This window comes from Mycobacterium basiliense (assembly GCF_900292015.1).
Lineage (GTDB): Bacteria > Actinomycetota > Actinomycetes > Mycobacteriales > Mycobacteriaceae > Mycobacterium > Mycobacterium basiliense.
Genome location: NZ_LR130759.1, coordinates 2,249,025 through 2,271,016, shown reverse-complemented (window position 1 = coordinate 2,271,016; position 21,992 = coordinate 2,249,025). Strand labels below are relative to the sequence as shown.

The window sequence follows — 21,992 nt, the reverse complement described above, 5'->3', positions numbered from 1 at the left end:
AGCGCGGTGCGTACCGTAGGACCATGACGGAGCCGATCATCACCCGCCCCGGCATCGATCCCATCCTCAAGATGATGCTCGACGCTATTCCGATGACTTTTTGCGCAGCTGACGGCGTCGAAGTTGCCCGACAGCGGCTGGCTGCGCTCAAGGTGCCCCCGGAACTGCTCCCCGACCTGCGGATCGAGAACCGCACGGTGGGGTACGGAGGGCACACCGACATCCCGGTCCGGATCTATTGGCCCCCCGAAGCTGCCGACCAGGATTTGCCAGTGGTCGTGTACTACCACGGCGGCGGCTGGGCGCTGGGCGACCTCGACACCCATGACCACGTCGCGCGCGCCCACGCGGTAGGCGCTGAGGCGATCGTGGTCTCCGTCGGCTACCGGCTGGCACCGGAGCATCCCTATCCGGCTGGGATTGACGACAGCTGGGCCGCACTGCGGTGGGTCGGTGAGCACGCCGCCGAGCTCGGCGGCGATCCCACCAGAATCGCCGTAGCCGGCGACTCCGCAGGCGGCAACATCTCGGCGATCATGGCGCAGCTGGCTCGGGACCACGCCGACAAGGGCGGTCCCAGCCTGGCCTTCCAACTGCTGTGGTATCCGTCCTGCATCGGCGACCTCACGCTGCCGTCATTCACCGAGAACGCGACGGCACCGATCCTGGATCTCGAAGTCATCGACGCCTTTCTGTCGTGGTACGTGCCCGGGATCGATATCACTGACCACTCGTCGCTGCCCAGCACCCTTGCTCCCGGCAACGGAGACCTGTCGGGGCTGCCTCCGGCCTTCATCGGCACCGCCGAGCACGACCCATTGCGCGATGACGGGGCCCGCTACGCCGAGCTGCTGGCGGCCGCAGGGGTCCCGGCCGAGTGGTACAACGAGCCGAACCTGGTGCATGGCTACGTCAACTTCGCGTTGGTGGTGCCCACCGCGGCCGAGGCGACCGACCGAGGTTTGGCCGCACTGCGCAAGGCGCTGCACCCGTAGCCGAATTTCGGACACCTGCGGGTGATACCGGCGCCCGAGATTGCCACCCCCGCGGCTTCGGGCACTCGGCGCCTAGGCCCGGCGCAAATACCGACTGGGCGAAGATCCATACCAGCGTTTGAAGGCGTGCGAGAAGGTCGACACCTCGGTGTAGCCCAGCCGGGTAGACACCTCTTCCACGGTCAATCCGACGTTGCACAGTAGGTCGACCGCCACGGTGGACCGCGCTTCGTTCACCAACGCCCGAAACGACGTACCTTCCTCGGCAAGGCGGCGCCGCAGCGTGCGCGGATGCAGGTCGAGTTCGGCGGCGACGTCGCGCAGCGTCGGAACGACCCGATAATCGCGGAATATCTTGGTGCGAACCAGCGCCGTGATCCCCTGGCGTCGTTCATTGCGCTGCATCAGCACGTCGCACTGCGCCATGCACGTCTCCAAGGTGTGGCGATCGGCCTGCGGCAGCGGCTCGTCGAACATCGCCCGCGGAAAGTGCAGCCTGTTGTGCGCCCGCCCGAACGCGACGTCGTGCACCGGAACAACCCCGAGCAACGGACGCATCAACTCTTCGTCGACCGCCAACTCCGCCGATACCTGATCGGCATACCGCTCCGCCAGGGGCAGGGTGAAACTCATTGTCGTGGTGATTATTCCGGCGATATCACGCTCGATGAAAAACCTCCGCACATCGGCGGGCAGGTGGCCGGCGTCCAGTTCGAAAAGGCAGTCGTCGGCGGTCTCGAACAACCTGATGTCGATGTGCAACATGGTCAGCGCGAAATACCGCATGGCGATGGTGAACAACTCACGAAGGTTGGCGCACGACATCACGGCAAACCCGAACAACCCGAAGTGCGTAAGCGTAAACCGGCTGCCCACGTCGATCCCGACACCGGCGTCATCCGGCAACCGTGCCAGCATCCGGCGTACCGCCACCACTTCGTCGAACCCGCTGACTACTGCGTTCGGATCGTTGAGATCGGCCGGTTCGATCGCGGTGCCCGCCAGCACATCATTGGTGGACACCCCGCGCTCGTTGGCCACCTCGCACAACACCCGGGTCGCATACACCGGATGTCGTATTTCGGCCGGCGGCGGCGCGTTTCCCATGATTGTCCTAAACTCCCAACTCTGTGTCCCATTGTCTCATTACGGGCCCCCCTCGTCAGCCATACAGTGGAGCCATGGGCAGTCTCACCGCCGAGCGGCCCCTGCGGGGACCGGCTAGCAGGCTGGGTACCTGGACGATGACACGAGAAGCACTCACCATCGGGTTCGACGTCGGAGACGGTTTCCTGGGCCGGTCCCGCGGCCATGACATCACCAGGTTTCGTTGCGCTGGAAGACGTTTCGTCTCCCTTAGTCATCCGGAGTATATCGACCACGTGCTACACCAGGCACGGTTGAAGTACGTCAAATCCGACGAGTACGGACCGATCCGAGCCGCCGCGGGCCTCAATCTGCTCACCGACGAGGGTAGTTCCTGGAGCAGCCACCGCAGCGCCTTGAACCCGACGTTCGCGAGACGCCACCTCGACGAACTCGTAGACCTGATGATCGATCCCATCGCGAACGTCACCAACACATTGGTCGGCGGTGAGAGCTTCGACATACATCAGACGATGGTCGAGGCAACTTTGCGGGTGGTGGCAAATGCGCTGTTCGGCCAGGACTTCGGGCCCTTGGTCCAGTCCATGAACGATCTCGCCACCCGCGGACTGCGCCACGCCGAAAAGCTGGAGCGACTCGGCCTATGGGGTTTGATGCCCCGCCGGGTCTACGACCTGCTGATGTGGTGCACCTACTCGGGAGTGCCATTGCCTCCGCCGCTGCGGGAGATACAGGACATCACCCTGACGCTGGACCATGCGGTCAACTCGGTGATTGATCAGCGGCTGTCGGAGCCGACCGATCGCGCTGACCTGCTCAACGTGCTACTGCACGCCGACAACGGCACCTGGCCGCGCCAGCGCGTCCGAGACGAGGCGCTGACCTTCATGCTCGCCGGCCACGAAACGACCGCCAACGCCATGTCCTGGTTCTGGTACCTGATGGCCGTCCACCCCACGGCGCGCAACCGGATGCTCGCCGAGGTCGACGACGTGCTGGGAGCGCGCCGCCCGGCGGCCGAGGACTTGGGCAAGCTGGTATGGACCACCGCATGCCTGCAGGAATCGCAACGCTACTTCTCCTCGGTGTGGGTCATCGCGCGGGAGGCGATCGAAGACGACGTGGTGGACGGGCATCACATTCGCCGCGGCACCACCGTGGTCATCCCGATCCACCATGTTCACCATGACCCGCGCTGGTGGCCCGACCCGGAAAGATTCGATCCCGAACGGTTCCTGTCGGCTGCCAAGACCCGACCGCGCTCCTCGTACCTGCCGTTCGGCGGTGGCCGGCGCATTTGCATCGGGCAGGGCTTTGCACTCATGGAGATGGTGCTGATGGCGGCAATCATGAGTCAACGCTTCACCTTTGACGTGCCGGTTGGTCCACTCCGGAATCCGGTCAAACTTGAGGCGACGCTAACGCTGCGGCCCAAGTACGGAGTTCATGTCATCGGAAGTGAGCGCCAATGACGACCTTGCCGGATTACCACACAGCGATCGTCGGCGCCGGATTCTCCGGCATCGGCGCCGCCATCAAACTCGACAAAGCGGGATTTAGCGACTACGTGGTGCTCGAAGCCGGCGACGGAGTTGGCGGGACGTGGTTTTGGAACACCTACCCCGGTATTGCCGTGGACATTCCGTCCTTTTCCTACCAGTTCTCCTTTGAGCAGAGCGCACGGTGGTCACGGACCTATGCGCCCGGACGCGAGCTCAAGGCATATGCCGAACATTGCGTCGACAAATACCGCATCCGATCGCGGATCCGATTCGACACCAAAGTGCTTGGCGCCGAATTCGATGAAAAACTCGGCCTGTGGCGACTACACACCGACCCTGGCGGCGAACTCACCGCCAGATTCGTCATCAACGCCAGCGGCGTGCTGACGGTGCCCAAGCTTCCCGACATTGACGGTGTCGACGACTTCGGCGGGGTGACCATGCACACCGCACGCTGGGATCACAACCAGGATCTGACCGGCAAGCGCGTCGGGATTGTCGGCACCGGCGCCTCGGCTGTCCAGATCATCCCGGAAATCGCGCCAATAGTTGAACACCTCACCGTATTTCAGCGTACCCCAATCTGGTGCTTCCCCAAGCTCGATGTGCCGCTGCCGGCGCCGGCGCGCTGGGCAATGCGGCTTCCGGGCGGCAAAGCCGTCCAGCGAATCCTTAGCCAGGCTTTCGTGGAAGCGACGTTCCCGATTTCAGCGCACTACTTCACGGTGTTTCCGCTGGCCCGCTGGAGCGCCTCACTGGGGCGGCGTTATCTGCGCCAACAGGTCAACGACCCGGTAGTGCGCGACCAACTCACCCCGCGCTATGCCGTGGGCTGCAAACGGCCGGGATTCCACAACACCTATCTGGCCACGTTCAACCGCGACAACGTGCAGCTGATTACCGAGCCGATCGAGCAGATCACACCCGCCGCGGTGGCCACCACCGATGGCACCAGCCACGAGGTCGACGTCCTGGTTCTCGCCACCGGCTTCAAGGTGCTAGACACCGACGACGTACTCACCTACCCCGTCGTCGGTCGTGCTGGCCGGTCCTTGAGCCAGTTCTGGGACGACCACCGAACACAGGCATACGAGGGCGTCAGCGTTCCGGGCTATCCGAACTTCTTCGCGGTGTTCGGCCCGTACGGCTACGTCGGGTCGTCGTATTTCGCCCTGATCGAGACGCAGACACATCACATCCTGCGTTGCCTGAAGCGGGCCCGTCGCGAGGGCGCGACCCGCGTCGAGGTGACCGAGGAAGCCAACGATCGCTATTTCGCCGAGGTCATGCGCCGCCGTCACCGCCAGGTCTTCTGGCAGGACAGCTGTCGGCGAGCCAACAGCTACTACTTCGACAAGAACGGTGACGTCCCGTTGCGACCGACGACGACAATGGAGGCCTATTGGCGCAGTCGCCGCTTTAGCCTGGACGACTACCGGTTCACCAGTTAGCGGTCGGCGACCGAGACAAATCTCACTCCGGCCAACCTCGTTGGCCAGCGCTAGGCTCGAACATTGAATGCGCAGGAGGAGATCTCGATGTCCAAAGAGTTCGCACACATCGACGAATCGCTCCGCGACTTCATCGGTCAGCAGGCCATGTTCTTTGTTGCCACTGCGCCGTCAAATGGAGGTCGAGTCAACCTCTCCCCCAAGGGATACCGGGACACATTTGCCGTGCTCGACGACCACACCGTCGCCTACATCGACCTGTTCGGCAGTGGCGCTGAGACAATCTCGCACCTACGCGACAACGGCCGAATCACCATCATGTTCTGCTCGTTCACCCACAACTCACGAATCCTGCGACTGTTCGGCACCGGGCGTGTCGTGCGCCCGGATGACACCGAGTTCGAGCTTGTCAGAACGCATTTCAAGACCTTGCATGCAGGAACACGGGCCGCCATCGTCGTCGACGTCGACCGGATCGCCGACGCGTGCGGATTTGCGGTGCCCTACTACGAGCTTGTCGACGAACGGCCGGTGCTCGACCGCTACCACCAAAAGGCTGCCGACGATACCTACGTGCGCATGATCGGTCGCAACCAGCACAGCATCGATGGCCTGCCCGGGTTGGACGCCGACCATCCGCTACCGCCCAGCGCGGCCCGCTGAACGGGCCGGTGCGCCAGAACTAGATGGCGCGCTTGAGGTCCTCGACCTTGTCGAGCCGCTCCCACGGCAGGTCGACATCGGTGCGGCCGAAGTGCCCGTAGGCCGCCGTCGGTGCATAGATCGGGCGCAGCAGCCGCAGGTCGCGGATGATCGCACCGGGTCGCAAATCGAATACCTCGCCGATGGCCTTCTCGATCTTGAGCGGGTCAACCGCCTCGGAGCCGAAGGTCTCCACAAACAGGCCGACCGGGGCCGCCTTGCCGATTGCGTAGGCCACCTGCACCTCGACCCGTTCCGCCAGCCCGGCTGCGACCACGTTCTTTGCCACCCAGCGCATCGCGTACGCCGCCGACCGGTCCACCTTGGACGGATCCTTTCCGGAGAAGGCGCCGCCGCCGTGACGGGCCCAGCCACCGTAGGTATCGACGATGATCTTGCGGCCGGTAAGACCAGCGTCTCCCATCGGTCCGCCCAGGACGAACTTGCCCGTCGGGTTCACCAGCACCCGCACCGAGGAAGCATCCAGCGTTTCGTGGGCCAGATCGTTCAACACGGTCTTTAGCACGTGCTCGCGGATGTCGGGATCCAGCGTCTTGTCCAAGTCGATGTCGGCCGCGTGCTGAGTGGAGATGACCACCGTGTCCAGCCGCACCGGAACCCTGTCCTCGTAGGCGATGGTGACCTGCGTCTTGCCATCGGGACGCAGGTAGGGCAGCACACCGTTCTTGCGCACTTCGGTCAGCCGCCGCGACAGCCGGTGGGCCAGCGCGATCGGCAACGGCATCAGTTCCGGGGTGTCGTTGATCGCGTAACCGAACATCAGGCCCTGGTCGCCAGCGCCCTGAGAGTCCAGTGGGTCCGCGGCGCCCTCAACGCGCGCCTCGTGGGCACTGTCGACACCCTGCGCGATGTCGGGCGACTGCGCACCGATGCCGATGTTCACCCCACATGACATCCCGTCGAAGCCCTTGTCCGACGAGTCGTAACCGATGTCGAGGATCCGCTGGCGGACCGTGTTAGTGATGTCGGCGAATGCCTCTTTCGCCGTCGTCGTCACCTCACCGACCACGTGCACCTGCCCGGTGGTGACCAACGTCTCGACCGCAACACGTGAGCGCGGGTCCGCAGCCAGAAGCGCGTCCAGGACCGAGTCGCTGATCGCATCACAGATCTTGTCGGGATGTCCCTCTGTCACCGACTCACTGGTAAACAGTCGACCCTTTTCGCTCACAATCTTGCTTCCTTCCGATAATTAGTTAGCCGAATTATATCCTCAGGCATCAATTTGCGCCCGTCCACTCGGGCAAGGCATCGCTCAGCACCTGTTCAGGCGCCGCACAGCACCCGGCCCATGGATGGGCTACCCGCTACTGCCATCCAAGAACGTGACGATCGCATCAACGATACGACTCGCCATCAACGTCTTCGAGCCGTGCTGCAACGCCGACTCGGTCCCGTCGGCAGCCAACAGCCAACCATCGTTGTTGTCTACCTCAAAGGCCCGGTCACCGCCCACGGCATTGACGACCAACAGGTCGCAACCCTTGCGCCGCAGCTTTGCCCGGGCGTGAAACAGCACGTCACCATTGGCGTCTCCGGTCTCGGCCGCGAAACCGACGATGGCCCGCATGTTGGGCAACTCGCCGTGCTGGCGGGCACGTACCGCGCCGGCCAGCACATCGTCATTGCGCAGCAGTTCGATGGTCGGTGGACCTTCGGCGCCCTTTTTGATCTTTGCGGCGGAAACCTGCGCTGGCCGGAAATCGGCAACGGCCGCGGCCATCACCAGGACGTCGGCCTCGGGGGCATGCTTGGAAACCGCGTCGCCGAGTTGCTGCGCCGAGCTGATGTGCACCACTTCGACTCCGGCCGGGTCAACGAGCCCGGTGGTATGCCCGGCGATCAAGGTGACCTCCGCACCGCGTTGGGCGGCGACCCGCGCGACCGCGTAGCCCTGCTTGCCCGAGCTGCGGTTGCCGACAAAGCGCACGGGATCGATCGCCTCGCGGGTACCGCCGGCGGTCACGAGCACCTTGCGGCCGGCCAGGTCGTAGGGCAGAGCGTCGTGGCGCTCTAACAGCAACTGCGCCAAGGTGGTGATCTCCTCGGCCTCCGGCAGGCGCCCGGCACCACTGTCACTGCCGGTCAGGCGCCCGGATGCCGGCTCGAGCACCACCGCACCACGGTGGCGCAGCGTTGCGACATTGTCGATCGTTGCCGGATGTAACCACATCTCGGTGTGCATCGCCGGGGCGTACATCACCGGGCACCGCGCCGTGAGCAGCGTCGCCGTCAGCAGGTCATCCGCGCGACCGGCGACGGCCCGCGCCAACAGGTCAGCGGTGGCCGGTGCGACGACGACCAGGTCGGCCTGCTGGCCGATCTGAACGTGCGGCACGGCCGGCACGTCGTCGAAAACGCCGGTATGCACCGGCTCTCCGGAGAGCGCTTCGAAGCTAGCGGCACCGATGAACCGCAAGGCGGATTCGGTAGGGATAACCCGGACGTGGTGACCGGCCTCGGTCAGCTGACGAACGACGGTGCACGCCTTGTAAGCGGCGATGCCCCCAGAGACGCCGACGACGATCCGCTTACGGTCCATCCGGGGCCTGCCCTGTTACTCGCCCTCGGTGTGCTCAAGCAGATCGGAGTGGATCTCGCGCATAGCGATGGACAGGGGCTTTTCCTGCAGCCCGGGCTCGACCAGCGGCCCGACGTACTCCAGAATCCCCTCGCCGAGCTGGTTGTAGTAATCGTTGATCTGCCGAGCACGCTTTGCCGCATAAATCACCAACGCGTATTTGCTCGAGACGCGGTCAAGCAATTCGTCGATGGGCGGGTTGGTGATGCCCAACGGGGTGTCGTAGGCGCCCACCCCGCCCGACGAAGGATCGAACTGATCCACGGCAGTAACAGCGGCCAACGACGCGTCGGACTGCGGAATACTCACTTAAGACTTTCTCCTGGCGGCATAGAGCGGTGCGAACGGTTAAAATTTTGATTCTTTAATTCTGGCTGGTTGCTCATGCAGAGCCAGGCGCAGTTCTCACCAGCAAGGATACCAATTCGTCGCATGCAGACTCCAATCGACTGTTCACTACGACCGTGTCGAAGTCGTCTTGGGCAGCGAGTTCGGCTCGTGCGGTCTCCAAGCGGCGGCGAATCACCTCAGCGGTTTCGGTGCCCCGGCCCACCAGCCTGGCCTTGAGATCCTCCCAGCTGGGCGGCGCCAAGAATACGGTCAAGGCCTCGGGCAGCGCTTGCTTGACCGACCTGGCCCCCGCCAGATCAACCTCGATAAGCACCGGAACTCCAGATCTGATGGCCGCCCGAACCGGCTGCGCCAACGTGCCCGACCGGTGCAGCCCACCGTGGATGTCGGCCCACTCCAGCAGTTCGCCCCGGTCGATCAATTGCTGGAAGCGAGCGGCGGAGACGAAATGGTAGTCGACGCCGTCGACCTCACCCGGCCGTGGCGCCCGCGTCGTGGCCGAGACACTGAAATGCAGGTTCGGGATGCGATCCCGAAGGCAGCGGACCACCGTCGACTTGCCGACCGCGGAGGGACCGGACAGCACGACAACGCGTGCTGATTCCGGTCCTCCGCCGGCGCTCATCAGCGCTCCTGGGTCCGCACCCCCCGCAGGCCGTTCGGCTTGCATCCGTGGGTACTGGTGTGGGTGCTGGGCCTGACTGCCCGCCTCGCCCCCGCCATTCGGCGGGGGCACCTCCCCGTGGGGGCGCACCCCCAGCTCAGGCCTGCCGGCCCGCATCGCAGGGTGGGTTAGGCGGAGCCGAACTTTTCCAGCAGGGCCTTGCGCTGACGATCACCGAGCCCGCGCAGACGACGAGTCGGCGCGATTTCCAGCTCGGTCATGATTTCCTGCGCCTTGACCTTGCCCACCTTCGGCAACGCCTCGAGCAGCGCAGAGACCTTCATCTTGCCCAAGACCTCGTCGGTCTCGGCGTCCTTGAGCACCTGGGTGAGGTTGGTGCCGCCGCGCTTGAGCCGATCCTTGAGCTCTGCTCGCGCTCGACGTGCGGCAGCAGCCTTCTCCAACGCGGCCGCGCGCTGCTCGTCGGTCAACTGGGGAAGGGCCACGATTCCTCCGTCTCTCATCGATGTCAATCGATCTTTGTTTGGTCTTGGCCGGGTACTCCAGCCAGCGGAGACGACCGTACTCACGCTTCGGAACGAAATCTAACCCGACCCCCTGGTTAGGGCGTTAAATCCCCAGCGTGGGCCCGCCACGCGACGCGGCTGGACGTCGCCCGCAACCGCCCGACACCCGCCCGGGCGTCAGCCAAAAGGGAAGCCGGCAGCTGGAGTATCTCGACTCAGAAAACCTCGCCTAGCTGCACTTTTCGTGCGGCGGAGGCACCCAACCCGCAAGGTCGTCGGACCACCACGGCTGGGGGCGACCCGCGGCGAACGCCACCGCAGACGTGCGGTGCCGTGCATCACGCATTTTGGTCGCGCGTCGCGCGTGTCGCGCACTGGCCACGGGAAACGGCAGACGTCGACCAGCGACTACGCAGACAGGTAGGCGACAGCGTCCAGCAGGCGCTGGCCCGCGGCCCGAACCTGCGCGACGCCGGGGCCGGCCCGCAGCACCTCGCGGGCCGCCGCGGGCAACAGCTGCTCCGGTGCCGCCCCACCCAGTCCGGCCAGCGCCTCGGGCCGCCCACCCTGCACACCCACACCCGGCACCAGCACTGGCCCGCCCAGCTCGCCCAGGTCAGGGGGCTGCGCCACGGTCGCACCGACGACCACACCGACGGATCCACGCGCGGGTTCGGCGGGCCCGACCACCTCCCGGTTGAAAGATGTCACCTCATCGACGACCAACTGGGCAACCGTGCGGCCACCGGCATCAGCGCGCTGCACCGCGGCGCCCTCGGGGTTGGAGGTCGCCGCCAACACGAACACACCCCGGTCATGGGCCACCGCGACGTCCAGCAGCGGCCGCAGCGAGCCAAAACCCAGATAGGGCGAGGCGGTCACGGCGTCGGCGGCCAGCGGCGATTCGCCGGCCCACGCCGCGGCGTAGGCGGCCATCGTCGAGCCGATGTCCCCGCGCTTGGCGTCCGCCAGGACCAGCACGCCGTCTGCGCGTAGTGCGGCAATGGTGCGTTCCAGTACCGCGAACCCCCCCGCGCCGTACACCTCGAAAAACGCCACCTGCGGTTTGACCACGGCAAAACCGGCGTAAGCCTGAACGCAAACGTCACAGAACGCGGCCAGCCCATCGACGGTGTTGGGTAGATCCCAGGCCGCCAGCAGTTCGGGATGCGGATCGATGCCCAAGCACAGCGGCCCGCGGCGCGCCCTGGCCTCAGCCAACCGCGCACCGAAACCGGTCACCTGGCCTCGCGATCCGCCGAACTCGGCTGCCCCAGGGCGCGGTGCAACTCTTGCAACGACCGCACACCGATATCGCCACGAATTCCAGCTTCGATTCCTTGCACAGCGGCCGATGCGCCCTGCACCGTTGTGACACAAGGGATGTTGACGCCCACAGCAACCGATCGGATCTCATAGCCATCGACCCGCGGCCCGGAATTGCCATAGGGTGTATTGATCACCATGTCGACTTCGCCGGCGCGGATCGCCTCCACGGCAGAAATCTCTGGGCGCCCCGGCTGGGGTGACTCGAAATGCTTGCGCACCTCATCACAAGGGATTCCGTTGCGACGCAGCATTTCGGCGGTTCCCTCGGTAGCTAAGACCCGAAATCCGAGGTCGGCCAGGCGCTTGACGGGGAACACCAGCGAGCGTTTGTCCCGGTTGGCAACCGAGACGAACACGGTCCCCTGCGCCGGCAGCGAGCCATAGGCGGCCGCCTGACTCTTGGCAAAGGCACTGCCAAAATCCCGATCGATCCCCATTACCTCGCCCGTCGATTTCATCTCCGGGCCCAGCAACGAATCGATGGCGGCCCCGTCGGCACGGCGGAACCGATGGAAGGGCAGCACAGCTTCTTTGACCGCGATGGGAGCGTACGGGTCAGCGTTGGCACCGTCACCCGTGGACGCCAGCATTCCTTCGCTACGCAGCTGGGAAATGCTGGTGCCCAGCATAATTCGAGCACACGCCTTAGCAAGCGGGATAGCGGTTGCTTTGGAGACGAACGGCACGGTGCGGCTGGCGCGCGGATTAGCCTCCAGGACGTAGAGAACGTCGTCTTTGAGTGCATACTGCACATTGAGCAGACCCACCACGCCGATGCCATGGGCGATGGCTTCGGTGGCCCTGCGCACCTTTTCAATGTCGCTGCGCCCCAAGGTGACCGGTGGTAGTGCACACGCCGAATCACCGGAGTGGACGCCCGCCTCCTCGATGTGCTCCATGACTCCGCCGATATAAACCTCGGTGCCGTCGCATAGCGCGTCGACGTCGATCTCCACGGCGTCTTCAAGAAACCGGTCGACAAGTACCGGGTGCTCGGGCGAGAGCTCGGTGGCGCGCGTGATGTAGCCCCGGAGTGTCTCTTCGTCGTAGACGATTTCCATGCCTCGACCGCCGAGTACGTAGGAAGGACGCACCAATACCGGGTAGCCGATTTCTTCGGCGATGCGGCGGGCCTGCGCGAAAGTCGTTGCGGTGCCAAACTTTGGAGCCGGCAAGCCCGCCGCGTTCAGGACATCGCCGAAAGCGCCACGGTCCTCGGCGAGATCAATGGCCTCCGGCGGGGTACCGACGATCGGTACCCCGGCATCAGCGAGGCGTTGCGCCAGCCCAAGTGGGGTCTGACCGCCGAGTTGCACGATCACCCCCGCCACACCCGCCGCCGCGGACCCGCCCGCCGCGGACTGCTCCTCGGCATGGAACACCTCTAGGACATCCTCGAAGGTGAGCGGCTCGAAATACAGCCGATCGGCAGTGTCGTAGTCGGTGGACACTGTCTCCGGATTGCAGTTCACCATGACCGTCTCAAAGCCAGCCTGGCTCAAGGTGGTTGCCGCGTGTACGCAGCTGTAGTCGAATTCGATGCCCTGGCCGATGCGGTTTGGCCCGGATCCCAGAATCAACACCTTGGGCTTCTCGGTTTGCGGAGCCACTTCGCTCTCGGCAGCCGGGTCGAGTTCGTAGCTGCTGTAGTGGTAAGGCGTCTTGGCCTCAAACTCGGCGGCGCAGGTATCGACCGTCTTGTACACCGGGCGGATGCCTAGTCGCTCACGCAGCGATCGCACACCGTTCTCGCCCGCCAATTCGGGTCGCAGCGCGGCGATCTGGCGGTCCGATAGCCCACTGTGCTTGGCGTGCCGGAGCAGACCGCCATCGAGCACAGGAGCGTCCACAAGCTCCGCGCGCAGTGCCACCAACTCGTCGATCTGCGCAACGAACCATGGGTCGACACCGCTGGCCTCGGCCACCCGGTTTACCGATGCACCCAACCGCAAGGCCAGTTCGATGTCGTAGAGCCGACCTTCGGTCGGGGTCTGCAACCGGGTGAGGACCTCGTCGACATTGCCCTCGGGATCCGGACCAGTCCAGAACCCGGCGCGGGTCGTTTCCAGGGACCGCATCACCTTGCCAAGCGCTTCGACAAAGTTGCGCCCCAGCGACATTGCCTCACCCACGGATTTCATCGTGGTGGTCAGGGTGGGATCGGCGCCAGGGAACTTCTCGAACGCGAACCGCGGTGCCTTAACCACCACGTAGTCGAGCGTGGGCTCAAAACAGGCCGGGGTTTCCTTAGTGATGTCGTTGACGATCTCATCAAGCGTATAGCCGATGGCCAGCTTGGCGGCGATCTTGGCGATCGGAAACCCAGTAGCCTTGGACGCCAACGCGCTTGAGCGCGATACTCGCGGGTTCATCTCGACAACGATCAACCTTCCGTCACTCGGGTTGACCGCGAACTGAATGTTGCAACCACCGGTGTCCACACCGACCTCGCGCAGAATCGCGATGCCTAGGTCCCGCATCCGCTGGTATTCCCGGTCGGTCAGCGTCATCGCGGGCGCGACAGTCACCGAGTCTCCGGTGTGCACGCCCATCGGGTCGACATTCTCGATCGAGCACACCACCACCACGTTGTCGTGGCCGTCCCGCATCAGCTCTAGTTCGAATTCTTTCCAGCCGTAGATCGATTCTTCGATCAGTACATTTGCGCTGGGCGAAGCTGCCAGCCCGGCGCCCGCCATCCGGTCAATTTCCGCCGCAGAGTGCGCCAGACCCGAGCCCAGCCCGCCCATGGTGAAGCTTGGCCGCACCACCACCGGCAGACCCAGTTCAGCAACCGTCTCGCGGACCTCGTCCATGCTGAAACACACTCGGCTGCGGGCGGATTCGCCGCCGACTTTGTCAACGATGTCCTTGAACCGCTGCCGGTCCTCGCCGCGTTGGATCGCATCGAAATCAGCACCGATGAGTTCCACTCCGTAGCGCTCCAGCGCCCCGTTTTCATATAGCGCAACCGCGGTGTTGAGTGCGGTCTGCCCGCCCAAGGTAGCCAGCAGCGCGTCAATCTTGTTACCGCGCTCCGCCTGCTGCGCAATTACCCGCTCGACGAACTCGGGAGTGATCGGCTCAACATAGGTGAAGTCGGCGTACTCGGGGTCGGTCATGATGGTGGCTGGGTTGGAATTGACCAAACTGACCTGCAGCCCCTCGGAGCGCAACACCCGGCACGCTTGGGTGCCGGAATAGTCGAACTCGCAGGCCTGTCCAATGACGATCGGCCCCGAGCCAATCACCAACACGTGGCGCAAATCGGTGCGAAGCGGCACTAGCACCCTCCTTTCCGGGCGCGAGTATTCGCAGTCGTACGCCCATTGCGGCGTGTCACACATGCACTCGCGGTCATCAGTCTTTTCCTGCCATTAGGTCGACGAATTGATCGAAAAGGTATGCCGCATCGTGCGGTCCGGCGGCCGCCTCAGGGTGGTATTGCACCGAAAAGGCCCGTCCGTCAACCAGCCTGACACCCTCGACCACACCGTCGTTGGCGCAGGTGTGGCTCACTGTCGCAAGACCGAACGGCGTATCGAACGACTGGCCCGCCTCACCTTCCAAAGCAAAGCCGTGGTTCTGCGCGGTCACCGCGACCCGCCCGGTGGCGTGGTCGATAACCGGAATGTTGATCCCACGGTGACCGAACACCATCTTGTAGGTCGACAGCCCTAACGCCCTACCAAGAATCTGATTTCCGAAACAGATTCCGAACAACGGGATTCCGGCGCCCAGCACCTCCCGGGTCAGCGCCACGACGTGATCAGCGGTGGCCGGGTCACCTGGGCCATTGGATAGGAACACGCCGTGCGGCTTGAGGTCGCTGATCTGATCAAATGTTGCCGACGAGGGCAGCACATGGCTGCGGACCCCGCGCTGGGCAAAGTTACGCGGTGTGTTGGTCTTGATGCCAAGATCCAGCGCAACCACGGTAAACCGCTGCGGTCCTTCGGGTTCAACAACATAAGCCTCGGGTGTGCTCACCTCTCCTGCGAGATCGGCCCCCAACATCGGCGGCTGAGCACGGACCCGCTCAACGAGCTCGTCAGGCTCGGCGAGCGCCGCACCCGAGAACACCCCCGCTTTCATCGAGCCTCGACTGCGCAGATGACGCACCACAGCTCTGGTGTCGATACTGGCGATACCGACGATCTGCTGGCGGATCAGCTCGTCTTCCAAGGTGCCGGTGGCGCGCCAGTTGGAGGCACGCGGCGACGGGTCTCGCACGGCATAACCGGCGACCCAGATCTTGTCGCCGCGGCTCTCGCCATCCTCACCATTCCAGCCCGTGTTGCCAATCTGTGGTGCGGTGGCCACCACGATCTGGCGGTGGTAACTGGGATCGGTCAACGTTTCCTGGTAACCGGACATGCCGGTGCTGAATACGGCTTCCCCGAGGGTTTGGCCGATCTGCCCGAACGGGGTTCCGGTGAAGACCCGACCGTCTTCGAGTACCAGTTGGGCTTTGCTCATCGGCGCCGCTCCTCCCCATCGCTTCGCTCTGCATCGTCGTCCGCGCAGCTCATCGGCGCCGCTCCTCCCCATCGCTTCGCTCTGCATCGTCGTCCGCGCAGCTCATCGGCGCCGCTCCTCCCCATCGCTTCGCTCTGCATCGTCGTCCGCGCAGCTCATCGGCGCCGCTCCTCCATTCCAGGCTCCAGCCAGTGGTCGTATTCATCGCGGTTGTCGGCTTGGAATCCGGTGTCGATCTCGGTGCCCGACGGCAACCGCCACCGGATCGCCAGTATTCCGTTGCGGGCGGCCACCTTACCGGCGATGCCATGCTCGGTTCGGACGGCGGCAATGGACTCCTGCGGAATCCAGATCGGCCGAGCGCGAACCCGCTCCACTAAAATCCCTTCCGGATAACGGGTCAGCACCGCCTTGCCGCGGTAGCCGAGGTCACCGAACGCGACCCTGTCGTTCCAGGCCGGCGACAATGTGCATCCGACATACGTGCCGCGCGTGCTGATGGTCGCCCCGCCCACCCGCTCGGGCATATCGGGCAAAGCGCCAATCAACTCCGCCTGACGCTGCGCGCGGCGGCGCCAGCCGCGCATCATCAGCTGCATCACGACTGCGATCAACACCACCAGCATGGCTGCGAAGATCAGCGAGCCGATCAGCGTGCCAGAGTTCATGCCGGGCTCTTCCCGTCCCGTGCGGTGATCTTCCCGCGCAGCAGCGTCACTGTGACGGTGACGGGCAATGTCATTGCCTCATAGGGCGTGTTGGCCGACCGACTGGCCAACTCGCCGCCCGCGACCAGCCAGGTGGCGTCCGGGTCCACCACGGTCAGGTTGGCCGGCTCCCCCACCGCCAGCGGGCGGCCATGGTCAGGCAGGCCCACGATCTGCGCGGGATTCTCACTCATCACCCGCGCGACGTCGCGCCAGGTCAACAGGCCCGGGTTCACCATGGTCTGCGCCACCACCGACAACGCGGTCTGTAACCCGAGCATGCCAGGGCGCGCAGCGGAAAACTCGACGCACTTCTCGTGCTCGGCGTGCGGGGCGTGATCGGTTGCCACACAGTCGATGATCCCGTCGGCCAGCGCCTGGCGCAGCGCGCTGGCGTCGGAGGCTTCACGCAGCGGCGGGTTGACCCGATTGACTCCGTCGTAGCTGGCCAACCTGGCATCGTCAAGCATCAAGTGGTGGGGGGTGACTTCGGCGGTGATCGAAATGCCTTGTTCTTTAGCCCATCTCAATATCTCAACGGTGCCTGCGGTAGAGGCATGGCAGATGTGCACGCGGGCGCCCGCATCGCGGGCAAGCAGGGCGTCCCGAGCAACGATCGATTCCTCGGCCGCTCTGGGCCATCCCGCCAGGCCCAGCCGTGCGGCGGCCGGGCCCTCGTGCGCAACCGCACCTTCAGTCAGCCGGGGCTCCTCGGCGTGCTGAGCGATCAGCACACCCAGGCCGGTGGCATATTCCAGGGCGCGGCGCATCACCAACGGGTTGTGGACACACAGGCCGTCATCGGAGAACATGCGCACCCCGGCAGCACCGGCGTTCATCATCCCCATCTCGGTGAGCTCGACACCGGCCAACCCGACGGTGACCGCGCCGACGGGGTGCACATCCACCAGCCCTACCTGCTGGCCGCGATGCCAGACGTGTTCGGTGACCACCGGACTATCCGCCACGGGGTGCGTATTGGCCATCGCAAAGACCGCGGTATAGCCCCCCAGAGCCGCTGCGGCCGAACCAGTTTCAATATCCTCCGCATATTCACGGCCGGGTTCTCGCAGGTGCGTGTGCAGATCGACCAATCCGGGCAACAGCACCTGCCCGGTAGCATCGATAACATCTGCGGTATCCGGAATGGCAAGTCCAGGACCGATATCAGCGATCTGGCCCTCATAGCCGGGACCGCCGACCAGCACGTCGACCGGTTGTCCCTCACCATAGAGCCGGACGCCGCGCAGCAGCACGCTCATGCCGCACCTTCTTCCCCGGCCGAGTCCGTGCCAACCAGGACATGGAACAACACCGCCATGCGAACATGCACCCCGTTGGAAACCTGTTGCAGCACCGCCGATTGCGACGAGTCGGCAACCGATGATGCAATCTCCATCCCGCGCAGCATCGGTCCGGGATGCAGCACCACTGCATGGCCGGGAAGCATCGCCTGGCGACGATCGGAAAGCCCGTACCGAGTCGAATACTCACGCACCGAGGGGAAGAAGCCACCATTCATCCGCTCGGCCTGGACCCGCAACATCAGCACCGCGTCGGCGGCCGGCAGCTCCGCGTCGAAGTCGTGGGAGACGGTGACCGGCCAATCGCCAACACCCACCGGCAGCAACGTGGGCGGCGCCACCAACACCACCTCGGCACCCAACGTGGCCAGCAGCATGACGTTGGAGCGCGCCACCCGGCTATGCAGAATGTCGCCGACGATGACCACACGCCGGCCGGCAATGTCCCCGAGCCGCTGCCGGATGGTCAGCGCGTCCAGCAACGCCTGGGTTGGGTGCTCGTGGGTGCCGTCACCGGCATTGATCACCGATGGGCCGCCGCCGGACGGACTCGCAGTCCAGTCGGCCAGTAGCCGCGCGGCGCCCGATGCCGAGTGTCGGATGATCAGCGCGTCCGCCCCGGCCGCGTGCAGCGTCAACGCGGTATCCCGCAGCGACTCGCCTTTACTCACCGAAGACCCGGTCGCGCTGACGTTGATCACGTCAGCGCTCATCCACTTGCCGGCCACCTCGAAGGACACCCGGGTTCGCGTCGAGTTCTCGTAGAACATCGTGACCACCGTGCGACCGCGCAGCGTAGGTAGCTTCTTGATCTCGCGACCCACCAAGGCCTGGGCGAACCGGTCCGCGTCGTCGAGGATTGCGGTGGCGTCGTCGCGACTCAAGTCGCCTGCGGCCAGCAGATGCCGCGGGGTCATCGGGAGATCACCACGCCGTCGCGATCGTCGTGCTCGCTGAGCAAAACATGCACGCTCTCACTGCGTGAGGTCGGAACGTTTTTGCCCACATAATCGGCGCGCACCGGCAGCTCCCGGTGGCCGCGGTCGACCAACACGGCCAACTGCACCACGCTGGGCCGGCCCACATGCCGCAACGCGTCCAAAGCGGAGCGCACCGAACGCCCGGAGTACAGCACGTCGTCGACCAGAATCACCAGCGCGTCGTCGACTCCGCCGGCGGGAATGGACGTCTCCTCCAGCGGCCGCGGCGGCTTGCTCATCAAATCATCGCGGTACAGGGTGATATCCAGCGCTCCGTGGCCGACCTCAATGCCGCTGTATTCGCCGATATTAGTTGCCAGCCGATCGGCCAGAATTACGCCGCGGGTCGGGATGCCCAGTAGCACCACCCGCGGCGCGTCGGGGGCATCCAGCGCGGTTTTTTCGATGATCTGATGCGCAATGCGAGAAATGGTCCGACCAACATCGGCCGCGGACATCAATTCTCGCGAATCCCGGCCACTGGCCGCATCACCGGCAGCACCCATGCGAGGCCTTGACCTCCTTCTCCGCCTCTCCGGACGGATCGTTAAAGGATGTCGACTGTCCGGGAGCGTAACACTGGTGACCGCCGTGGCGGCGATCCGGGTCACGTGGCGGAGGCGTCGGGGTGACTCCTGCCACAGCGGCCACAGGGGTCCAGCCGCGACCGGTGCGGCACAACCCGCCGGCACCAGCCTCGGCAATCGGCTATACCCTGGCCAAGGTGACCGGCTCACCGTCCTCGGACTTTCCCGCCGACTTGCAGCGGATAGATTTCGATGCGCTGTACCGCGGTGAGAGCCCTGGCGCCGGTATCCCGCCCATGTCTAAGCCACCCTGGGATACCAAGGCGCCCAAAGACAACGTCATTGCGTGGCAGAACGGCGGTTGGGTCCACGGGAACGTTCTGGACGTGGGCTGCGGACTCGGCGACAACGCCGTCTACCTAGCTCAGCACGGGTATTGCGTGACCGCCTTGGATATCTCACCCACCGCGCTCACCACCGCCCAACGTCGCGCCAGCGACGCCGGGGTCGACGTGACATTCGCGGTGGCCGACGCCACCATGTTGCACGGGTACACCGACGCATTCGACACCGTTATCGATAGCGGGATGTTCCACTGTCTCGACGACGACGGCAAGCGCAGCTACGCCACCGCCGTGCACCGAGCCACTCGGGCCGACGCCACCTTGTTGATCAGTTGCTTCTGCGACGCCAACCCGGCGCACGAGGATTGGCCCCGACCGGCGGTGTCCGAGCAAACCCTACGAGCCGTGCTCGACGACACAGGGTGGGATATCGAGTCGCTGGAGACGGTGACTGTCCGCCGCGAAATCGACGGAGCCGAAACAGAAATGGCGTTCTGGTACGTTCGCGCCCGACGCCGCGCCGCGGTCTGAACCTTAGCCGGCGGGGTCGCATCCTTCCCGCCCCTCGTGCGCCCAGGCGAGCAGATCCGGCGGGGCCAGCTGGTTGATCCGATCGTAGTAGCGCCGGTAAACGCGTTCGTTGAAAAACTCCTGCCACTCCCCACTGGCACCGGCCCGAAAAAACCGTTCATTGCTGCGCCAAATACCTTCGGTGGACTCGGGCGCGAGATCCGCCGCGCGGGCCCGCATCGAGTCCAGCGTGGCATGTCGCGACAGTTGCTCGGCGCGTTCACGACCGATTTCCATACCGAGGACTCGCGCCAGCCGGAGCAGCTCAGCGACCAGGTCCACCCGGTAGTCGGCATAGTGGAACATGGCCACGTTGGGCAGCTGACGTCGCGACCAGATCGTGCCGAAGTGGTGCAAGATGTTGGCGAGCGAGCCCATGTGCTTGACGGGCGGCATCTCGTCCCGCCCGTTGGGCGCCATGAATCCCCTGCCCTGCGGCCGCAAACCCGCACCCTGGGGCGGCATGATCGGACCCTCCATCCAGTCCCGGAACGCTTCGACGGGGGCACGGTCGCCAGCCGGAGCAATCCCGGTGGCCGCCCGATCGAGGGGCTGCACCCGATTCAGGCTCATGTGGTTCATGTTGTCCCACTGGAACAGTTCGGACATCGCGGCATCGCGTGGATCGCGGCCCACTCCGATATAGGTCACGCGATCGTCGAGCCTCAAGCCGTCCAGCGGCGTATGGGTTTTGATGAACCGTCGATGGCGTTGGGCGGCGAGGGTGTCCACGACCTCATCGATCGGCACGATCGTCCGATCCAGCCAGGGTGAGACCGTCGACATGGGGCCGGGCAAATCCGGTCCGTCGAAAACGAGCAGTGAAACCAGCCGCTGGGTCCAGGTGACGCCACACTTCGATGGCGCCGAAATGACGATGTCGCCGTCGCGCAATTCCAGCGCATCCCACCTCAGGTTGTCGCTGATCCAAGAGCGGTACAGGGCCCGGCCGGTCATCAGGCCATCCCTACCCGGCGGGGTCATAGCCCCTCCGTCCCTCGTGCGCCCAGGCGAGCAGCTCCGGCCCGGCGAGCTCGGCCGCACGGTTGGGATAGCGTTCGTGCTCGGCCTCAGTGAATATCTCCCACCACTGGCCGCTGCCACCGGACCGGAAAAACGGGTCGTTGTGGTGCGGTTCGGCCTTCGGTCGGATGCCGGCGGTAGCCCTCGGGGCGAGCTCGGGGGCGCGGGCTCGCATGGCGTCGAGACTGGCGTGCACCGCCAGCTCGGCGGCGCGGTCACGATCTAGGTCCCTACCTAGGACAGCCGCCAGGCGGACGAGCTCCCCGACGAGGTCGACCCGATAGTCGGTGTAGTGAAACATGGCCACGTTGCACAGGTGGCGACGGTCCCATGCGGTACCGAAGTGGTGCAGGATGGTCGCTAGCGACGCTATCCCCTCGGTGGGCGTGACGGGTCCGTCCATCCAGCGGCGCAGCACGTCGAGCGGGGTGAAGTCGCCATCGAAATCGAGCCCAGGCGGGGCGAATCGCTGGCCGGCCGGCCCGGCCGCCTCGTGCAGCGCCCGCATCCGGTCCTGGTCCATCAGCATCGAGACCGCGGCATCGCGCGGATCACGGCCCACCGCGATATAGCTGACGCGATCATCGAGCTCCAGGCCGTCCAGCGGCGTATGGGTCTTGATGAACCGCCGGTGCTGCTGCGCGGCAAGAGCGGCGGCTACTTCCTGGATCGGCTGGGCGGTCAGGTCCAGCCATGGGGACATCATCTGCATCGGCCCCGGCAAGGCGGGCCCATCGAAGATCAGCAGGGACACCAGCCGCTGCGTCCAGGTGGTGCCGCACTTCGGAGGCGCGGAGATGATGATGTCACCATCGCGCAGCTCCAGCGCGTCCCATCGCAGGTTGTCGCTCATCCAGGAGCGGTATGCAACGCGGGGGACCGAGCGGT

At 65.0% G+C, this 21,992-nt stretch carries 20 protein-coding genes; 5 read left to right on the top strand and 15 right to left on the bottom strand.

Going from position 1 to position 21,992, the window contains the following annotated elements; translation table 11 throughout:
• Positions 1 to 23 precede the first annotated feature (23 nt).
• Positions 24 to 995, top strand: coding sequence for an alpha/beta hydrolase (locus MB901379_RS09805; RefSeq protein WP_158016516.1), 972 nt, complete (start codon positions 24 to 26; stop codon positions 993 to 995).
• Positions 996 to 1,067: 72 nt separating this feature from the next.
• On the opposite strand, the gene MB901379_RS09800 is transcribed toward MB901379_RS09805, so the two are convergent.
• Positions 1,068 to 2,102, bottom strand: a complete 1,035-nt coding sequence (locus MB901379_RS09800; RefSeq protein WP_158016514.1) for a helix-turn-helix transcriptional regulator — start codon at positions 2,100 to 2,102, stop codon at positions 1,068 to 1,070.
• Between the two features lie 74 nt (positions 2,103 to 2,176).
• Between MB901379_RS09800 and MB901379_RS09795 the strand changes: the two genes are divergently transcribed.
• From MB901379_RS09795 to MB901379_RS09785, 3 genes are all read left to right on the top strand, one after another.
• Positions 2,177 to 3,574, top strand: coding sequence for a cytochrome P450 (locus tag MB901379_RS09795; RefSeq protein ID WP_158016512.1), 1,398 nt, complete (start codon positions 2,177 to 2,179; stop codon positions 3,572 to 3,574).
• The gene (locus MB901379_RS09790) at positions 3,571 to 5,055 is read left to right on the top strand and encodes a flavin-containing monooxygenase (RefSeq protein ID WP_158016510.1); all 1,485 of its coding nucleotides are present in this window, start codon (positions 3,571 to 3,573) and stop codon (positions 5,053 to 5,055) included. The genes MB901379_RS09795 and MB901379_RS09790 overlap by 4 nt, the downstream gene beginning before the upstream one ends.
• An 87-nt stretch (positions 5,056 to 5,142) precedes the next feature.
• Positions 5,143 to 5,718: a pyridoxamine 5'-phosphate oxidase family protein gene (locus MB901379_RS09785; protein ID WP_158016509.1), complete on the top strand. Its 576-nt coding sequence runs from the start codon at positions 5,143 to 5,145 to the stop codon at positions 5,716 to 5,718.
• A gap of 19 nt (positions 5,719 to 5,737) precedes the next feature.
• Here the strand turns inward: MB901379_RS09785 and metK are convergent, their stop codons facing one another.
• The 12 genes from metK to pyrR form a co-directional block, all read right to left on the bottom strand.
• Entirely contained in the window at positions 5,738 to 6,949 is a 1,212-nt protein-coding gene (gene metK / locus MB901379_RS09780; RefSeq protein WP_158016507.1) for a methionine adenosyltransferase, read from the bottom strand.
• A gap of 129 nt (positions 6,950 to 7,078) precedes the next feature.
• On the bottom strand, positions 7,079 to 8,320 hold the full coding sequence (gene coaBC / locus MB901379_RS09775; protein ID WP_158016505.1) for a bifunctional phosphopantothenoylcysteine decarboxylase/phosphopantothenate--cysteine ligase CoaBC: 1,242 nt from the start codon (positions 8,318 to 8,320) through the stop codon (positions 7,079 to 7,081).
• Positions 8,321 to 8,335: 15 nt separating this feature from the next.
• A complete protein-coding gene (gene rpoZ, locus MB901379_RS09770) occupies positions 8,336 to 8,668 on the bottom strand; it encodes a DNA-directed RNA polymerase subunit omega (RefSeq protein ID WP_158016503.1) in 333 nt (110 codons plus the stop codon).
• 73 nt (positions 8,669 to 8,741) lie between these two features.
• Positions 8,742 to 9,335 carry a guanylate kinase gene (gene gmk, locus MB901379_RS09765; protein ID WP_158019061.1) on the bottom strand — a complete coding sequence of 198 codons (594 nt, stop codon included), beginning with the start codon at positions 9,333 to 9,335 and terminating at the stop codon, positions 8,742 to 8,744.
• 167 nt (positions 9,336 to 9,502) lie between these two features.
• Complete coding sequence (mihF, locus tag MB901379_RS09760; RefSeq protein ID WP_015355818.1) at positions 9,503 to 9,820, bottom strand: integration host factor, actinobacterial type; 318 nt, start codon at positions 9,818 to 9,820, stop codon at positions 9,503 to 9,505.
• Positions 9,821 to 10,249: 429 nt separating this feature from the next.
• Positions 10,250 to 11,083 carry an orotidine-5'-phosphate decarboxylase gene (pyrF, locus tag MB901379_RS09755; RefSeq protein WP_158016501.1) on the bottom strand — a complete coding sequence of 278 codons (834 nt, stop codon included), beginning with the start codon at positions 11,081 to 11,083 and terminating at the stop codon, positions 10,250 to 10,252.
• A complete protein-coding gene (gene carB, locus MB901379_RS09750; protein WP_158016499.1) occupies positions 11,080 to 14,454 on the bottom strand; it encodes a carbamoyl-phosphate synthase large subunit in 3,375 nt (1,124 codons plus the stop codon). Before carB ends, pyrF begins: the two co-directional genes overlap by 4 nt.
• 76 nt (positions 14,455 to 14,530) lie before the next feature.
• Positions 14,531 to 15,649: a glutamine-hydrolyzing carbamoyl-phosphate synthase small subunit gene (gene carA / locus MB901379_RS09745; RefSeq protein WP_158016497.1), complete on the bottom strand. Its 1,119-nt coding sequence runs from the start codon at positions 15,647 to 15,649 to the stop codon at positions 14,531 to 14,533.
• Positions 15,650 to 15,804: 155 nt separating this feature from the next.
• Positions 15,805 to 16,317 carry a PH-like domain-containing protein gene (locus MB901379_RS09740; RefSeq protein ID WP_158016495.1) on the bottom strand — a complete coding sequence of 171 codons (513 nt, stop codon included), beginning with the start codon at positions 16,315 to 16,317 and terminating at the stop codon, positions 15,805 to 15,807.
• Positions 16,314 to 17,618 carry a dihydroorotase gene (locus MB901379_RS09735; protein ID WP_158016493.1) on the bottom strand — a complete coding sequence of 435 codons (1,305 nt, stop codon included), beginning with the start codon at positions 17,616 to 17,618 and terminating at the stop codon, positions 16,314 to 16,316. Before MB901379_RS09735 ends, MB901379_RS09740 begins: the two co-directional genes overlap by 4 nt.
• Complete coding sequence (locus MB901379_RS09730; RefSeq protein ID WP_158016491.1) at positions 17,615 to 18,577, bottom strand: aspartate carbamoyltransferase catalytic subunit; 963 nt, start codon at positions 18,575 to 18,577, stop codon at positions 17,615 to 17,617. Before MB901379_RS09730 ends, MB901379_RS09735 begins: the two co-directional genes overlap by 4 nt.
• Positions 18,574 to 19,146, bottom strand: a complete 573-nt coding sequence (pyrR, locus tag MB901379_RS09725) for a bifunctional pyr operon transcriptional regulator/uracil phosphoribosyltransferase PyrR (RefSeq protein ID WP_158016490.1) — start codon at positions 19,144 to 19,146, stop codon at positions 18,574 to 18,576. The genes MB901379_RS09730 and pyrR overlap by 4 nt, the downstream gene beginning before the upstream one ends.
• A 254-nt stretch (positions 19,147 to 19,400) precedes the next feature.
• Between pyrR and MB901379_RS09715 the strand changes: the two genes are divergently transcribed.
• A complete protein-coding gene (locus MB901379_RS09715; protein ID WP_158019060.1) occupies positions 19,401 to 20,042 on the top strand; it encodes a class I SAM-dependent methyltransferase in 642 nt (213 codons plus the stop codon).
• Between the two features lie 3 nt (positions 20,043 to 20,045).
• Here the strand turns inward: MB901379_RS09715 and MB901379_RS09710 are convergent, their stop codons facing one another.
• Both MB901379_RS09710 and MB901379_RS09705 read right to left on the bottom strand, forming a co-directional pair.
• The gene (locus MB901379_RS09710; RefSeq protein ID WP_158019059.1) at positions 20,046 to 21,038 is read right to left on the bottom strand and encodes a sulfotransferase domain-containing protein; all 993 of its coding nucleotides are present in this window, start codon (positions 21,036 to 21,038) and stop codon (positions 20,046 to 20,048) included.
• Between the two features lie 10 nt (positions 21,039 to 21,048).
• Complete coding sequence (locus tag MB901379_RS09705; RefSeq protein ID WP_158019058.1) at positions 21,049 to 21,957, bottom strand: sulfotransferase domain-containing protein; 909 nt, start codon at positions 21,955 to 21,957, stop codon at positions 21,049 to 21,051.
• Positions 21,958 to 21,992: the final 35 nt, after the last annotated feature.

What these genes read in the sequence shown, in the direction of transcription:
- MB901379_RS09805 (WP_158016516.1), top strand. Translation starts at nt 24, where the DNA reads ATGACGGAGCCGATCATCACCCGCCCCGGCATCGATCCCATCCTCAAG.
- MB901379_RS09800 (WP_158016514.1), bottom strand. Translation starts at nt 2,102, where the DNA reads ATGGGAAACGCGCCGCCGCCGGCCGAAATACGACATCCGGTGTATGCG.
- MB901379_RS09795 (WP_158016512.1), top strand. Translation starts at nt 2,177, where the DNA reads ATGGGCAGTCTCACCGCCGAGCGGCCCCTGCGGGGACCGGCTAGCAGG.
- MB901379_RS09790 (WP_158016510.1), top strand. Translation starts at nt 3,571, where the DNA reads ATGACGACCTTGCCGGATTACCACACAGCGATCGTCGGCGCCGGATTC.
- MB901379_RS09785 (WP_158016509.1), top strand. Translation starts at nt 5,143, where the DNA reads ATGTCCAAAGAGTTCGCACACATCGACGAATCGCTCCGCGACTTCATC.
- coaBC (WP_158016505.1), bottom strand. Translation starts at nt 8,320, where the DNA reads ATGGACCGTAAGCGGATCGTCGTCGGCGTCTCTGGGGGCATCGCCGCT.
- gmk (WP_158019061.1), bottom strand. Translation starts at nt 9,335, where the DNA reads ATGAGCGCCGGCGGAGGACCGGAATCAGCACGCGTTGTCGTGCTGTCC.
- carA (WP_158016497.1), bottom strand. Translation starts at nt 15,649, where the DNA reads ATGAGCAAAGCCCAACTGGTACTCGAAGACGGTCGGGTCTTCACCGGA.
- MB901379_RS09740 (WP_158016495.1), bottom strand. Translation starts at nt 16,317, where the DNA reads ATGAACTCTGGCACGCTGATCGGCTCGCTGATCTTCGCAGCCATGCTG.
- MB901379_RS09735 (WP_158016493.1), bottom strand. Translation starts at nt 17,618, where the DNA reads ATGAGCGTGCTGCTGCGCGGCGTCCGGCTCTATGGTGAGGGACAACCG.
- MB901379_RS09730 (WP_158016491.1), bottom strand. Translation starts at nt 18,577, where the DNA reads ATGACCCCGCGGCATCTGCTGGCCGCAGGCGACTTGAGTCGCGACGAC.
- pyrR (WP_158016490.1), bottom strand. Translation starts at nt 19,146, where the DNA reads ATGGGTGCTGCCGGTGATGCGGCCAGTGGCCGGGATTCGCGAGAATTG.
- MB901379_RS09710 (WP_158019059.1), bottom strand. Translation starts at nt 21,038, where the DNA reads ATGACCGGCCGGGCCCTGTACCGCTCTTGGATCAGCGACAACCTGAGG.
- MB901379_RS09705 (WP_158019058.1), bottom strand. Translation starts at nt 21,957, where the DNA reads ATGAGCGACAACCTGCGATGGGACGCGCTGGAGCTGCGCGATGGTGAC.